At 63.3% G+C, this 15841-nt stretch carries 13 protein-coding genes; 10 read left to right on the plus strand and 3 right to left on the minus strand.

The features are described 5' to 3' along the window. Positions 1-29 precede the first annotated feature (29 nt). Entirely contained in the window at positions 30-854 is an 825-nt protein-coding gene (locus JN280_RS29170) for a hypothetical protein (protein ID WP_202307495.1), read from the minus strand. 391 nt (positions 855-1245) lie between these two features. Between JN280_RS29170 and JN280_RS29175 the strand changes: the two genes are divergently transcribed. The 5 genes from JN280_RS29175 to JN280_RS29195 all read left to right on the plus strand — a co-directional run bounded on the left by JN280_RS29175 (position 1246) and on the right by JN280_RS29195 (position 7005). Then, on the plus strand, positions 1246-2253 hold the full coding sequence (locus JN280_RS29175; RefSeq protein WP_202307496.1) for a glycosyltransferase family 2 protein: 1008 nt from the start codon (positions 1246-1248) through the stop codon (positions 2251-2253). Between the two features lie 96 nt (positions 2254-2349). Next, positions 2350-3027 (plus strand): acylneuraminate cytidylyltransferase family protein, encoded by a 678-nt coding sequence (locus JN280_RS29180; protein WP_202307497.1) that lies wholly within the window; start codon positions 2350-2352, stop codon positions 3025-3027. A 15-nt stretch (positions 3028-3042) separates the two neighbouring features. Next, entirely contained in the window at positions 3043-4020 is a 978-nt protein-coding gene (locus tag JN280_RS29185) for a phosphoglycerate dehydrogenase (protein ID WP_202307498.1), read from the plus strand. A gap of 505 nt (positions 4021-4525) precedes the next feature. Next, positions 4526-5746, plus strand: coding sequence for a porin (locus JN280_RS29190; RefSeq protein WP_202307499.1), 1221 nt, complete (start codon positions 4526-4528; stop codon positions 5744-5746). A 146-nt stretch (positions 5747-5892) separates the two neighbouring features. Next, the gene (locus JN280_RS29195; protein WP_202307502.1) at positions 5893-7005 is read left to right on the plus strand and encodes a pyridoxal phosphate-dependent aminotransferase; all 1113 of its coding nucleotides are present in this window, start codon (positions 5893-5895) and stop codon (positions 7003-7005) included. 37 nt (positions 7006-7042) lie between these two features. Here JN280_RS29195 and JN280_RS29200 read toward each other — a convergent pair whose 3' ends face one another. Further along, positions 7043-7414 carry a pYEATS domain-containing protein gene (locus JN280_RS29200; RefSeq protein ID WP_202307503.1) on the minus strand — a complete coding sequence of 124 codons (372 nt, stop codon included), beginning with the start codon at positions 7412-7414 and terminating at the stop codon, positions 7043-7045. Between the two features lie 649 nt (positions 7415-8063). After that, positions 8064-9056, minus strand: a complete 993-nt coding sequence (locus JN280_RS29205; protein ID WP_202307504.1) for a bifunctional helix-turn-helix transcriptional regulator/GNAT family N-acetyltransferase — start codon at positions 9054-9056, stop codon at positions 8064-8066. 122 nt (positions 9057-9178) lie between these two features. Between JN280_RS29205 and JN280_RS29210 the strand changes: the two genes are divergently transcribed. The 5 genes from JN280_RS29210 (at position 9179) to JN280_RS29230 (ending at position 15830) form a co-directional block, all read left to right on the plus strand. Continuing rightward, a complete protein-coding gene (locus JN280_RS29210; protein WP_202307505.1) occupies positions 9179-9463 on the plus strand; it encodes an acylphosphatase in 285 nt (94 codons plus the stop codon). Between the two features lie 111 nt (positions 9464-9574). Continuing rightward, positions 9575-10321, plus strand: coding sequence for a DUF4336 domain-containing protein (locus JN280_RS29215; protein ID WP_202307506.1), 747 nt, complete (start codon positions 9575-9577; stop codon positions 10319-10321). A gap of 108 nt (positions 10322-10429) precedes the next feature. Then, the gene (locus JN280_RS29220; RefSeq protein ID WP_202307507.1) at positions 10430-10879 is read left to right on the plus strand and encodes a universal stress protein; all 450 of its coding nucleotides are present in this window, start codon (positions 10430-10432) and stop codon (positions 10877-10879) included. 175 nt (positions 10880-11054) lie between these two features. Beyond that, on the plus strand, positions 11055-12032 hold the full coding sequence (locus tag JN280_RS29225; protein WP_202307508.1) for a Tim44 domain-containing protein: 978 nt from the start codon (positions 11055-11057) through the stop codon (positions 12030-12032). A 315-nt stretch (positions 12033-12347) separates the two neighbouring features. After that, complete coding sequence (locus JN280_RS29230) at positions 12348-15830, plus strand: beta strand repeat-containing protein (RefSeq protein WP_202307509.1); 3483 nt, start codon at positions 12348-12350, stop codon at positions 15828-15830. Positions 15831-15841 lie beyond the last annotated feature (11 nt).

Genomic DNA, 15841 nt, shown 5'->3' on the forward strand with positions numbered 1-15841 from the left:
CGCAATTGATGGGGTCCACCGTCAATCCACTATCCCAACGCCTGCTCGAGCGGCATCTTTGGAAAGATCCGCAGCTTGCCGCCCTCGGTGGCATCGACGATCTCCCGGCAGTCCCGCTCGAAGGCCTCCTTCGCCATTCGGTACGAGACCTCCGACAAGGCGAGGTCCGGCGCATGCCAGGCAGTGCCCGGACCGAAATAGTTCGGGTCGAAATGGTTGGGGTCGGCATCGCGCGCCGTCAGCTTTTCGTTCGGCCTGCCTTCGAAGGTGAAGGCATGGTCGACGCCGATCAGCACCACGCGCCGGTAGCCGATGTGATAGGCGATCTGCATCGCCGCGAAGGTCACGGTCCCCCCCACCCAAAGCCCGCGGCGGATGTCTGTGAAGAAGCCGCGGCGCCACCGCAGCGGCACGAACAGACTGTCGGGGTCCGAGAACAGGCCGGCATAGTCCCACGGTAGAAAGCGGGTCGCGGCAATGTCGGCCAGTTCGCCGGAGAACTGCTCGATGACAAGATTGTTCGTGGCCACGACATAGCGCGGCGATCGCCCGGCGGCATTCCACAAGAGATAGCCGCGATTGAGACAGAATGTGTCAACGCCGTCGAGCCGGGCCAGATCGAAACCACGAACGCTCGGCCCGTTTCCCATGATGACGCAGACATCGCCACGCCGGGATCCGCGCAATCGGGCAATTGCCGCGCGGTTGGCGCGATACCGCGGGTCGAGCCGATACTGCGCGTTGGCCAGGTCCTGAAGCCGCGTCGCTATGGTCGAACGCAGCCGCGGGGACAACAGGGCACCGCCGAGCCTGCGCAGCGACGGCGGGAGATCGTCCGGATGGGGAATTCTCATGCGCGGTGCGGCCGCCTTCCGTTGCGGCGCCCCCGGAAACCATCTCTGCTCGGCCTCAGCATCGTCTACCCAACATTTGCGTCTCGCTGCCGCGCCCTGCTGTGACCGCCTGCGCCGGGGGACGACTTCGTCCTCTGCGTGCTCCGGCCCGACTCCACTGACCATTGGTTCGGACCGTTCGAACATGGTTCGAGGCAGTGCCCGGAGCGGACTGAACCGGATTCCGGCGCCTCCCTCTGGCACCACGCACCGTCCTATGTTAGTGCGCCGTCAAATTCAATGCAGTCGGAACTTCGAATCGAAGGATGTCCAAGGACCAATTCCTGGTCGTTTCCGAGTTCCGCGCGGATCGGCCGCCGCGGAACGACTGTGGGGATCAGTGCAGCGCATCATGAAATGTTCCATCGTCATTCGCGCATATAACGAGGCGAAACATATCGGGAAGCTTCTCGTCGGCCTCTCCAATCAGTCGCTGATGCCGCATGAAGTCATACTGGTCGACAGCGGCTCGACGGACGACACGGTGGCGATCGCACGCGAGTTCGGCGTCAAGGTGGTACCCATCGACAAGCGAGCCTTCACCTTCGGCCGGGCATTGAACATGGGCTGCGCTGCAGCGACCGGCGACATCCTGGTCTTCGTCAGCGCCCATGTCTATCCGAAGCACCGCCACTGGCTGGCCGATCTGGTGGAGCCGTTCTCCGAGCCCAATGTCGTGCTCTCCTACGGAAAGCAGCGCGGCAACGAGCTCAACCACTATTCCGAGCACCAGATCTTCGCGAAATGGTTTCCGAACGACTCGGCGTTGCCGCAGCGCAGCTATTTCTGCAACAACGCCAACACCGCCATACGCCGGTCCGAATGGGAAAGACGGCCCTATGACGAGATGCTGACAGGGCTCGAGGACCTGGACTGGGCAAAGAAAGCGCAGGCCGAGGGCGGCTGGATCGCCTATGTCGCGGAGGCCGAGATCATCCACGTCCACGAGGAAAGCTGGGCCACGGTGCGCAACCGCTACCGCCGCGAGGCGCTGGCGATGCGCCGCATCGACGACACCGCGAGTTTCGGTATCCTCGACTTCCTGCGCCTGCTCCCGGCGAACATCCTGAACGACCTCTGGCACGCCTTCGCCGAAAAGAAGCTGCTGGCCGAGATGAAGTCCATCATCCTTTTCCGCTACAACCAGATGGCGGGCACCTATGCCGGCTACAGCGGGCCCAACGAGGTGTCGGACGAGTTGCGCCGGCGCTTCTACTTTCCGGTCTCGCGCGCGGAGAAGAACGGGCAAAGCGGCCGCGAAGCCGCCGAGGAGCTCGACTACGACGCGCTGATGAAAGCTCCAGAACGCTATAATTTCGAACGCGACGAGGCCGAGCTTCGCCGCCAGCCGCGGCACTGAGCGGCCCCGCAAGGACGCGCTCGCCCTTCCCGCCTTGCCCGTGCATCTTCTTTCGCGCTAACGGGATGCGCGACCAATCCCTGGGGAAACCTTGTCATGACCACGAAGAAACCACGCATCGCAGCGCTGATGCCCATGCGCCACAATTCCGAGCGTGTGCCGGGCAAGAACTACCGGCCTTTCGGCAACGGACTGCCACTGTTCCACCACACCGTCGACACGCTGATGAATTCCGGCAGGGTGGACGTGATCGTCATCGACACCGACTCTCCGACGATCAAGGAACAGTGCGCCGAAAAATACCCTGATGTCGTGATCCTCGACCGGCCGCAGCATCTGCTCGGCGGCATGACCCCGATGAACGACGTGCTGATCCACGACGTGCGTTCCGTCGAGGCCGACTTCTATCTGCAGACGCACTCCACCAATCCGCTGCTCAAGCCCGAAACGGTCGGCAAGGCGATCGACACGTTCCTGCAGAACTATCCGATCCACGATTCGCTGTTCTCGGTGACCAAGGTCCAGACGCGCTTCTACGATTCGCTCGCTCGGGCGATCAATCACAACCCGAACATCCTCATCCGGACCCAGGACCTCCCCCCCTTCTACGAGGAGAATTCCTGCATCTACATTTTCGGCAGGGACACGCTGCTCAACGAGCATACGCGGATCGGCCGCCGGCCATACATGTTCGAGATCGATCCCTATGAAGCGGTCGACATCGACGAGGAGATCGACTTCCGCGTCGCCGAAGAGATTTTCCGCCTGCGCTGAGGGTGAGCCACGACCATGCCGAAAGTACTGATCACCTGCATGCATCTGCAGCGCCATTTCGACAAGTTCCGTGAGGAATATGAGGCGGCGGGCGTCGAGGCCGTGCTGCCGCCGATCCCGGGGCAGCAGTTCGGCGCCGAGGACATGGAACGGCTGCTCCCCGGAATGGACTGCGTCATCGCGGGCGACGACGCCATCAACCGCACCGCCCTTGCCCAAGCGCGGGACAAGGGCCTGAAGGCCGTCATCAAATGGGGGATCGGCACGGACGGCATCGACAAGGTCGCGGCCCGCGACCTCGGCCTGCCGGTCTTCAACACCCCGGGCGTGTTCGGCGAGGAAGTCGCCGATCTCGCTCTGTCCTATCTCCTGCTCCTCGCGCGCGGCCTGCATCGCATGGACGCATCGGTGCGCGCCGGCGGCTGGCTCAAGGTCGAGGGCCGCAGCCTGTCCAGCAAGACTGCCGGCGTCGTCGGACTGGGATCGATCGGCCGCGCGATTGCCCGGCGCTGCGCCGCGTTCGGGCTGGACGTGATCGGCAGCGACGAACAGCAGATCGATGCCGCCGCGCTCGCCGATGCCAGTGCCACCCAGGTGAGCTTCGACACGCTGCTGGAGAACAGCGACTTCGTCGTGATCGCCTGCAATCTGACGCCGGAGAACCATCATCTCTTCGACGAGCGAGCCTTTGCCCGCATGAAGCCGGGCTCTTTCCTGATCAATGTCGCTCGCGGCCAACTGGTCAAGGAAGCCGCCCTCGCCGAGGCGCTGAAGAGCGGGCATCTGGCAGGAGCCGGCCTCGACGTCTTCGAGGTCGAGCCGCTCCCTGCCGACAGCCCGCTGCGGGAGTTTGAGAACTGCGTGTTCGGCACGCATAACGGCTCCAACACCGCCGACGCGGTCCATCGGGTCAACCGGATGACGACGGACATCCTGTTCGACACGCTCGGCCTGCGCGCCATTTCCGGCTGGCGACCCAATCGCGTGGCCTGACCAGGCCGGTTCGGACGGCCCAGGGCGCGGCTTCGGGTCCCAGGTCGCGAACGCCACAAAGCTCAAGCGGGCGCTCCGGTCCACCGAGGCGCCCGCTGATTTCGGGGCTCTTACCGACGGACGATTGGAACCCGCCGCTCCTGTCCGTTCTTGCCGATACGGCGCACCAACATAAAGCACGAATCGGCCGTATGGCCGCCGGGACGGTCGTGCGATGGTGCTCGAAACTCGGGCACAGGCGACCCCGAACTGCCCGGAATAGCGGCGGTTTGGCCGGATTGCCCGCTTTGCCGGCGAAAAACCGTAGCATTTTAGCAACAGCTTTTTTGCTTCGCACCATCCCAGGCTCCCGCCCGCGCCAATTGTGTTGAAGCGGCGCAGAAAAATGGGAAGAAATGTGGCGAGGCATTCGGCCAGTCTGTTTTGGCTGGGGGAACCGGGCGAGATCGATCGGCCGACCGAATGTCAAAAAAGAACGAGACAAAGTCCGTCTGGAGAGCAATTCATGACCATCAAGAGCCTTCTTCTTGGTTCCGCCGCGGCGCTCGTCGCGGTCACCGGCGCCCGGGCTGCCGACGCCGTCGTCGTCGCCGAGCCCGAGCCCGTCGAATATGTGCGCGTGTGCGACACCTACGGCGCCGGCTTCTTCTATATTCCTGGAACCGAAACCTGCCTCAGGATTTCCGGTTACGTTCGCTACCAGATCGGCTCGGAAAACTATACCGGCGGCGTAATCGACCCCGACACCGGCGAAGTGTCGGGCAGCACGCCCGACTTTCTCACCTACGGCGCTTATCCCAACCAGGAAGGATGGCTCAAGCAAACGCGTGCCCGCGTGAATTTCGACGCCCGCTCGGAAACCGAGTGGGGTTTGCTGCGCGGCTATATCCGTTTCCAGGCGTCGTGGGGCGACCCGTTCGTGCTGGACGACTTCGGTGGTTTGACCGGCTCAAACCCGTTCGCCGACGGACCGGTCGTGACCGACCAGGCCTATCTCGATCTCGGCGGCTTCCGCGCGGGCTATACCGAGTCGGCGTGGGTGGAATCGCAGAAAGCCGGCCTCGCCGTCTACGGTTCGCACAGCTGGGGCAGCATGTCCTATGGTGACGCTCAGCGACATCAGATGGGATATTCATTCGGGTCGGCCGAAGGCTTTGCATTGACCATCTCGCTGGAAGACGATGCGCTCGAAGGCAGGGGCTATGTGCCGGATGTGGTCGGCGTGGCCAGCTACAACCAGAGCTGGGGTGCCGTCTGGGCGAAGCTCGGCTGGGAAGACGATATCACCGGTACGCTCGACATACCCGGCGCGGAGCACGAGAGCGGCTGGGGCGCCCAGGTGGGCATGCAGTGGAACATCCCCAACGCACCTGGCTCGTCGCTGCGTTTGCTGGGCTTTTATGCCAACAGCGACACCCGGTTTGGTGTCGTCTCCCCGATTTTGGCGATCACCGGCGGCAACGGCGGAGCCGAATGGTCCATTCTCGGTTCCTACTACCACCAGTTCACCGACAAGTTCGGCGCTTCCGTCGGCGCGCAGTATTTCAACAATTTCTACGCCGGCGGCTCCGATGAGACCCTGGATCTCTCCGGATACGAGGCCGAAATCGCGCTTGCGTGGACGCCGGTCACGAATTTCGAGATCCGCACAGAGGTCTACTACGACAAGATCGAGGATCTGGACGGCTCGGTCTCGGGCTTCCTTCGGTTCACCCGCGACTTCTGATCGACAGCGCGACGACCATCGTTTGAACCCGGCGGGCCTCCCGCCGGGTTTCTTGTTGCCCGCAATGCGCAAGGCGTTTAATCCGTCCGCGGTGGGTTCCTGGTGCGGGAGCCCCTTCTCAACCGATCGCATGGCGAGCCCATCTCATGACCACCCGTCCTTCGCAGACCCCACTCGTCGCGGCCCTTCCGGCCACTGTGCCATTCGTGGGGCCGGAGGCGCAGGAGCGCAGCCGGGGAGCGAAGTTCCGCGCCCGAATCGGCGCCAATGAGAGCTGCTTCGGCCCCTCGCCCCGCGTGATCGCGGCCATGACGGCGGCTGCCGCCGACATGTGGATGTACTGCGACCCCGACAATTACGACCTGAAGACGGCACTCGCCGTCCATCTCGGCGTCGGCTACGACAACGTCGTCATCGGCGAGGGCATCGACGGGCTGCTGAACCTGCTGGTTCGCATGTATGCCGGACCGGGAACGCCCGTGGTCACCTCGCTCGGCGCCTATCCGACCTTCAATTTCCACGTGGCGGGCTTCGGCGCCCGTCTCGTTGCCGTTCCCTACGAGAACGACCGGGAGAGCCTCGACGGGCTGCTGGCCGCCGCGCGTCGTGAGAACGCACCGCTGGTCTATCTGTCCAACCCGGACAATCCGATGGGCACCTGGTGGGAGGCAGGCGAGATCACGCGCTTCATCGAGGCGCTGCCGGAGACCACCATGCTGGTGCTCGACGAAGCCTATGGCGAGACCGGCCCGAAATCGGCGCAGCCGCCGATCGACGTCTCGCGTCCGAACGTCATCCGGATGCGCACCTTCTCCAAGGCCTACGGGCTGGCCGGCATCCGCTGCGGTTACGCGATCGGCGAGGCCGGCGTCATCCGCGACTTCGAGAAGGTCCGAAACCACTATGGCGTCAACCGCATGGCGCTTGTCGCCGGCGCGGCAGCCGTCGCCGACCGGGCCTATCTTGACCAGGTCGTGGCCAAGGTGGCGGCGGGACGCGACCGCATTTCGGCGATAGCGCGCGCCAACGGCCTCACGCCGGTCCCTTCCGCCACCAATTTCGTGACGATCGATTGCGGATCCGATGGCGCCTTCGCGCTGAAAGTGATGCAGGACATGCTGTCGCGGGACGTCTTCATCCGCAAGCCCATGGTGCCGGGGCTCGACCGCTGCATACGCGTCAGCGTCGGTCTCGATCACGAACTGACCGTCTTCGAGCAGGAACTGCCCGCCGCGCTGGCGGCCGCACGGACAAAGTAGCGCGACCGGAGCGACACGTCCGTGTTTAGCGGACCTGTCAGGACATGTTCTGAAATTTCGATTCCGGCGTTCGCGAAATCTCTTCTCCGTAACGCAGGTTGTGTTTCAAGTTGTAGACTTGGCCTCGCTTGTCCTCGATAGCGACTCCGACCTCAAATATCCCCCACGTCCAAATCGTCAGCAGGCAATTGGGATTGGAGGCGGTCCGGATAATTCTCTTCACTCGCTCCCTGAATGAGGGATGCAATTCATAGGTGGCGCTCCGGACATAAGGAAGATCTTGTCCCTCCAGATAGATATGGACTTGGTAGAGCGGCTGGTCACTCGATGAGTTTTTCCAAGCTGGACCGCCGTTGCCGTTTGGGTTGAAAAGGCTGTCCCTGACGGTGACGTTCAGATTTCCGTACATGTCATATCGCATCCCCTAGAAGTCGATCGGTGCCCCGCCTTTGATGGTAGGGCCAGTTCGGCGAGGGACAATATCTCGCCTTGTCAGCCAGCAGGGGGCCGCGGAGCCGCTACCGTCGGGACAGCTTCCGTCCCTGGAGCGGGCGAAGTCTCTTGCTTCGGGGCCCCACCTATTGTTCCCGCGACTGTGGCATCGGCAGGGCGGGCTGACGACTCACCGAAATAGTAGCCTAGGATCACGCCAACTATGCCACCAAGGGAACCTGTCACGGCCTGGAGAGCCCTCGCCAAGCTATCCGTTGAGTTGTCGATTCTCCACAACGAATAGAAGAGAGAGATCGCAAATACCACCACAATCAACAGCGCAAGAAGATGCCTGAAATCGTCGATAACCTTGACGAACAGATCAGCGATCACGTGCCGGATCGGGCTCCTTACCGTGAAACTGGCAGGCTGCTTTGCCAATTCCGTCTGTGAGAAACGTCCAAATCCGAATATCCAGAAAACCCATTGCAGGAGAAACACCAAAGCGAAAAAACAAAGAAACAACATTATCAAAGACGATTGATGCTGCTTAATCCCGACTAAGAATCCTTCCACTGCGCCCCCCATAGGCTACAAATTCCAACTCTACCTTATCATGAATGAGATCAACTTTCACGGAATTTCACGCCGGGCGATTCAAGCACAACCGTCGTAGGCACGTCACAGATCCAGTTCTGCAGATCCTCAAGCTCCCAGGTCTGGCCGACGAGGTCCTTGCCGAAACTGTGGTGCCGCTCCTCGGCCACGAGCCGAAAGCCGGCACGTTGATAGATGGCGCGAGCGGCGGACAATACGTCGTTCGTCCACAGCACCATGCGCCGGTAGCCGAATGCGCGCGCCTTTTCGATGCAGGCTCCGACCAGCAACTTGCCGATGCCCATCCCCCGGGCGGCCGCTTCGACATGGAGCATGCGCAGCTTGGCCGTCTCGTCGCCATCATGGACAAGAAAGACTGCCCCGACCGGTTCGCCATCACATTCCGCGATCCAGCAAAAGTCCTTCCCTTCGCGGAAATCGCGGATGAAGGCCGCGCCGATTTCGGCCAACAGCGCCTCGAAGCTGATATCCCAGCCATATTCCTCGGCATAGAGCAGCGCCTGGCGCTCGACGACCCAACCTATGTCGCCCACCCGGTGCGGCCTCAGGCTTATCTGTGGGCGTTCGCCGGGCGGGCCCAGAAGACGCGTCACACGGCGCATCGCCTTTTCCAGTTCCGCGCGTTGCGAAGCGGAAAGCCCGCCGACGAGCCGCGACGCCTCCAGATCGGCCGCCGACTGGATCTTCGCCAGCGCCTCCCTGCCCTTTCCGGTCAAAGAGAGGATGCGCCGCCGCCCATCGGCCGTATCGACCCTCGCCTCGGTCAGGCCCGAGGCGGCGAATTTCCGCAGGATCCGCGTCAGATAGGCCGGATCGAGGCGCAGATCGGCCGCGATTTCCGATGCCGACGGCCCGTCGCGGTGGCCGAGTTCGAAGAGTACGCGCGCCTCGGTCAGTGTGAAAGCGCTTTGCGTAAGCGTCTCGTCGAGCAGGCCGACCGTGCGTGTGTAGAAGCGGTTGAATCGCCTGATTTCGGCGATGAGAGCGGACTGATCCGACATTGCGAGGGCTCCTCGGTTCAGGGAACTCTCGGTCAAATAATGGACTGAGTCAACTATATTGCCCCGACTTGCCTTTGGCAGGCGTCGCGCCAGATTAGCGTCTACATGATGGGAGACACGCCATGACGGACGACCGCGAGGCGATGCTGGCCAGCATCACCGGCAAGGTGCAGGGAGTGGGTTTTCGTGCCTGGGCGTGGACCGAAGCCCGCGAGCTCCGGTTGTCCGGTTGGGTCCGCAACGAGCCGGACGGATCGGTGACCGCCCTCCTCATCGGCCCAGCCAAGACGCTCGCCGCGATGGTCGAGCGTCTTCGCACGGGACCGCCGGGCGCTTCGGTTTCCGGTGTCGTCACCAGCGAGGCCCGGCTTCGGGACGAACCCGCCGGATTTACCATTATCGGCTAGCCCGCTTGCTCATCCTCCTTGATCGGCCACAACGCGCCCAGCGCCTGAGCGTGTCCGATAGGGGCACGCGATGGTAACCTTGCTCGGCTCACACGCCTCCGAGGAGCTGAAATGAGCGACACCGATCACGTCGTCTATCCACCTCTGAACACGCTGAAGCCGGTCGCGCAGGATATCTGGATCGTCGACGGACCCGCCATCCGCTTCGGTCCGCCGATGCTGAAAATGAGCTTCCCGACACGGATGACGGTGATCCGGCTCGCGGGCAACGCCCTGTTCGTCCACTCCCCAACGACACTCGCGCCGCAATTGAAGACCGAGATGGACGGTTTGGGGAACCCGGCCTGGATCGTCGGTCCGAACCGCATCCATTACTGGTGGATTCCGGAATGGAGAAACACCTATCCCGGGGCAGCCGTCTTTCTCGCGCCGCGGATAAGGGAACAGGCGGGCGATCACATCGATTTCCCGACGGACGAACTGAAGGGCGCGACCGGCCATCCATGGGATGACGCTATCGCCACCCTGCCCGTGGCCGGCAGCTACATGACCGAGTTCGTGTTCTTCCATCGCGCCAGCCGTACGCTGGTGCTGACCGATCTGATCGAGAACTTCGAGCCCGAAAGGCTCGGCTACGGAGCTCGCTGGCTGGCATGGGCCGGCGGCGTGCTCGATCCCGACGGCCAGATGCCTCGCGACATGCGCCTCACCTTTTCCAGGCAAAGGGAAGAGTTGCGTCAGGCTGTCGGTACGATGATCGGCTGGCAGCCGGACCGCGTCATCCTTGCCCATGGCCGATGGTACGAAAGGGACGCCGTCGAGGAACTGCGTCGCGCCTTCCGGTGGCTGATGGACTGAACACCGAAGGTTCATGGCTGCCCCAATGACGGTGCCTCCGACTTGCCGCTTGTCGCCGTCGATTGCGTCTGCTTTGTTTCGGTCCTGCGCATCACGAAGGAGACGGCCGTGTACGAACGCATCCTCATCACGACGGACGGTTCCGAACTCGCGCAGAAAGGCCTCAGGCATGGCCTGGCGCTGGCCAAGCGGATCGGCGCCAAGGTCACGATCGTGACCGTCACCGACCCCGTGCCGATCGACGGGACCGCTACGCTCACCGGCCACATTCCCGTACCGATCGACATCGACCAGTACGAAGCGGGCCGCAAGGAGTTCGCCGACCGGATATTGGCGGCGGCGAAGGCCGATGCCGACAAGGCGGGTGTAGAGGCGGCAACGCTCCATATTCCCGGCAGGTTCGCCGCTGACGCCATCGTGGAAGCCGCACCCAGGATCGGCGCCGGCCTGATCGTCATGGCATCGCATGGCCGGCGAGGCCTCGGCAGGCTGCTGCTCGGCAGCCAGACACTGGAAGTGCTGACCCATAGCACCGTTCCGGTTCTCGTCGTCCGCTAGGCAGGCTTGCGTGGCTTCGTCCACGCCTCACCTGGCTGGCCTCTTCGGGGGCCTTGGCACGGCAGCCAAAGCCTTATTCGAAATTCGCTTGCGAACTTCGGATCAATCGCTGAAAAGCTGGGCTGCCGCTCCTATATGAGGGCCGACAACGAACCCCACGAGGACCTGCCCGCCGATGCTGAAATCCAGGACGACCCGATTTGCGGCCTTGTTCGCCGGTCTGTTCCTCGCTTTTTCGATGGTCGCAACCGATCATGCCGACGCGAGGCGCGGCGGCAGCTTCGGCAGCCGCGGTACGCGCACTTTCCAGTCGGCGCCGCCGACCCGTACCGCCCCGCAGCAGACCGCGCCGATGGAACGTTCGATGACGCCGAACACCGGCCAGCAGAACGCGCCCCGGCAGGTCCAGCCCAGCGCGCAACGTCCCGGTTTCTTCAACGGCTTCGGCGGCTCGCTGCTACGCGGCCTGGCGCTCGGCGGGCTGATCGGGCTGCTGCTCGGCCATGGATTCGGCGGACTGGCCGGCATGTTCGGCTTCCTGCTTCAGGTGCTTTTGATCGGTGGGGCCGTCTTGTTGCTCTTGCGTCTGTTCCGCTCGCAGCAGGCGCCGGCGCCCGCCATGGCCGGCCGCGGCATGGGTAATTTCGCCCACCGCGAAGCGGCGCCGCAACAGCCCCCTGCCGCCCCATCCTTCGGCCGCATCGGCGGCGGCCGTTCGAACGGCGCCTCCCCGTCGCACTCGGCCGACGAGATCGGGCTGACCCAGGACGACCTCGACACGTTCGAACGCCTTCTGTCCGAGGTTCAGGGCGCCTTCGGCCGGGAGGACCACGCCGCGCTCCGCCGGTTCGCGACGCCCGAGATGGTCTCCTTTCTGTCGGAAGAACTCGCCGACAACGCCAAGAACGGCGTGCGAAACGACGTGTCAGATGTCGCGCTGCTCCAGGCCGACATTGCCGAAGCCTGGCGCGAAGGCAGCGCTGAATATGCCACGGCCGCGATGCACTACGAATCGCGGGACGTCACGCTCGACCGCGCCACCGGCAAGGTCGTGGATGGCGACGCCGACCAGGCGACCGAGGCGACGGAACTGTGGACATTTGTCAGGCAGAACGGCGCCGACTGGAAACTGTCGGCAATCCAGCAGGCCTGACGTCGCCCATTTCAAACGCATCTGGCGGCCGCTCCGATCCGTTCGGGGCGGCCTTCGTTCGCGCCAGGCCATTGATGCACGTCCACGCGAAATCCGTACCAACATCGACGGATGACGCCTCGCTTCCGGGCGTAGCCCGACCCTGCCCCCCATCGGTCTTTCGGATTCGTTGTTCCGCTCTCACCCGTTTGCGACAATCGCAAATTGAAATCATGCGCATCCTGACGGTCTCTCTCCTGGACCCGGCGCTCGGTCGCCCAGGCGGATTTGCGTGGTTGCGATGGGCGGGCAGGACAAGACGGAGAGGTGCGTTTCATGCCGACGGCGATCGACGACGTGCTGAGCATGCTCGAAAACGCCGTGCTCAACGGCAATGTCTTCAACGCCAATGGCGCAGGCGGCAGTCCTGACGTCGATCCCGGCAGCGTGATCGCGGTCAACGGCCAGACTGCAAGGGTGAACACGTCGTTCGCGCTGCCTTCGGGTGCCTTGCTCACGCTCAACAGCAACGGAACATTCACCTACACCCCCAACGGCGCATTCGATCTCGCCCAGCCCGGTTCGGGCGCGAGCAATCTGACGGCCACCGACACTTTCACCTACACGATATCGGGCGGAGACACGGCAACCGTAACCATCACGGTCACCGGCGTCGACGGGAGCGACACTCTTCAAGGAACGGCGGGGAACGATGTGCTGTTCGGCAGCATCGGCGACGACATCCTGTTGGGCGGGGCGGGCAATGACACGCTGGTGGGCGGGAGCGGCTCGGACCGTCTCGAAGGCGGCGCCGGCAACGACCTCTATGTCCTGGGCGCGGAGAACGACACCGTTATCGACAGCAGCGGCATCGACACGATCAGTTCCACCATCGACCGAAGCCTTGTCGGATATGCGGCAATCGAAAACCTGACGCTGCTTGGAACGGCGGCGATCAAGGGCACCGGCAACGGTCTTGCCAACATCATCGACGGATACCAGAACACGAAGGCGAATGTGTTGACCGGCCTCGGCGGCAACGACACCTATATCGTCGGCGCGGGCGACACGGTCGTCGAGGTGCCAGGCGGCGGCAACGACATCGTCGGCAGCCATGTCACCTTCACGCTGCCGGCCAATGTCGAGAACCTCGCTCTGCTCGGATCGGCCCTCATCAACGGCACCGGCAACAGTCTCGCCAACACCATCGACGGGTCGCGCAACGTCAAGGCCAACGTGCTGACCGGACTCGGTGGCGACGACACCTATCTCATCGGCGCAGGCGATATCGTCGTGGAGGCCGCGAACGGCGGCAACGACACGGTGCGCGCGCTTGTCGGCCATACGCTGTCGGCCAATGTCGAAAACCTCGTCCTGGTCGGCACGGCTGCCATTAACGGCGCCGGCAACGTCCTCGCCAACAGGCTCGACGGTTCGCAGAACAGCAAGGCCAACGCGCTCTACGGCTTCGCCGGCGACGATGCCTATGTGGTCGGCGCCAGCGACACCGTCGTCGAGGCGGCCGGCGCCGGTAACGACGCCGTCGGCACTTATGTCACCTTCACCCTGCCGGCCAATGTCGAGAACCTGACGCTGCTCGGATCGGCTGTTATCGACGGCACTGGCAACAACGTCGCCAATACGATCGACGGCTCACTGAACGTCAGGGCCAATGTGCTGAGAGGGCTGGCCGGCGACGACACCTATTTCATCGGCGCGGGCGACACGGTGGTCGAAGCGGCGAACGGCGGCAACGATACCGTGCGCTCCTTCGTCGGGCACACGCTCTCGGCCAATGTCGAGAATCTGGTTCTGCTCGGATCCGGCATCATCAATGGTGCCGGCAACAATCTCGCCAACACGATCGACGGCTCTCAGAACGCCAGGGCCAATGTCCTCAGAGGCCTCGCAGGCGACGACACCTACGTCATCGGCGCAGGCGACACGGTTGTCGAGGACGCGTCCGCCGGCAACGACACTGTGCGTTCGCTCGTCGGCCATACGCTTTCGACAAATGTCGAGAATCTGATTCTCACCGGCACCGGCATCATCAACGGCACAGGCAACAATCTTGCCAACACGATCGACGGCTCCCAGAATTCCAGGGCCAATGTGCTCAGGGGGCTTGCGGGCGACGACACCTACATCATCGGTGCAGGCGACACGGTCGTCGAAGCGGCGGGCGGCGGCAAGGATACGGTGCGCACCTTCGTCAACCATACGCTCGCAGCCAATGTCGAGAACCTGGTCCTGGTGGGTACGGCCGTTGTCAGCGGTACAGGAAACAACCTCGCCAACACCATCGACGGCTCGCAGAATGCGAGGGCCAATGTGCTCAAGGGCCTCGGCGGCAACGACAGTTATGTGCTCGGCGCCGGCGACACCGTCGTCGAAGCGGCCGGCGGCGGCACCGATACTGTCGGGTCCATGGTCGGTATCACCTTGTCGGCCAATGTCGAGAACCTCACGCTGCTCGGTTCCGCGGCGATCAACGGCACCGGGAACAACCTCGCCAATGTCATCGACGGCACCTTGAACAACAGGGCCAATGTGCTGCGGGGCCTCGCCGGCGACGACACCTATTTCATCGGCGTCGGCGACACGGTCGTCGAAGCCGCATCCGCAGGCAACGACACCGTACGTTCACTGGTCAGCCACGTTCTGTCGGCCAATGTCGAGAACCTCCTGCTGATCGGCTCTCTTGCCCTCACCGGAACCGGCAACAACCTCGCCAATGTGATCGACGGGGCGCAGAATTCCAAGGCCAACACGCTGAAAGGGCTAGGCGGCAACGACATCTACGTCGTCGGCACAGGCGACACGGTTGTCGAGGCGGCCAATGGCGGCAACGATACCGTGCGCTCCTTCGTCAGCCACACATTGTCGGCCAATGTCGAGAGCCTCACGCTTATCGGGTCGGGAATAGCGAGCGCCACCGGCAACAATCTCGCCAACACGATCGATGGCTCCCAGAACGCCAGGGCCAATCAGCTCCGGGGTCTCGGCGGCAACGACACCTATTTCGTCGGTGCCGGCGACAGCGTGATCGAGGCCGCCGGCGGCGGCAACGACACGGTCTTCGCCTTCGTCGGCCATACGCTGTCCGCCAATGTCGAGAACCTGGTCCTCACGGGAACGGCGTCTATCGCCGGCATCGGCAACAACCTGTCGAACCTGCTCGACGGCAGCCGCAATACCAGATCGAACCAGCTCAAGGGTCTTGGCGGCGACGACACCTATTTCATCGGCGCCGGCGACACCGTCGTCGAGGCGGCGTCGGGCGGCAAGGACACAGTGCGTTCCCTCGTGAGCCACACGCTGTCGGCCAATGTGGAGAATCTGGTACTGACCGGCACCTCTGCAACCATCGGCAAAGGCAACGGTCTCGCCAATGTCATCACGGGAAACAACGCCGCCAACCGGCTCGAAGGCGGCGCGGGCGACGACTATCTGAGCGGCGGCCTCGGCAAGGACGTCCTTGTCGGCGGAGCAGGAAGGGACGGCTTCGTCTTCGAAGCCGCTCTCAATGGCGCCAACAATGTCGACACGATCCTCGATTTCGATGCAAGCAACGACGGGATCCTGCTCGACAATGCCGTGATGGCAGGACTGGGAACGGCGCGGGGAGCGCTTGATCCGACCAAATATTGGGCGAACGAGACCGGCCTTGCCCACGACGCCGACGATCGCATCATCCTCGACGTCAAGACTGGCAAGCTGTTCTACGACCCCAACGGCAGCGCAGCCGGCGGCTCGACCCATTTCGCGACCATCTCGGCCAACCTGCTGCTTGCACCGGGCCATTTCCTGGTCGTCTGAGATTCCGAGCA

The organism is Mesorhizobium sp. L-8-10, from assembly GCF_016756635.1.
Lineage (GTDB): Bacteria > Pseudomonadota > Alphaproteobacteria > Rhizobiales > Rhizobiaceae.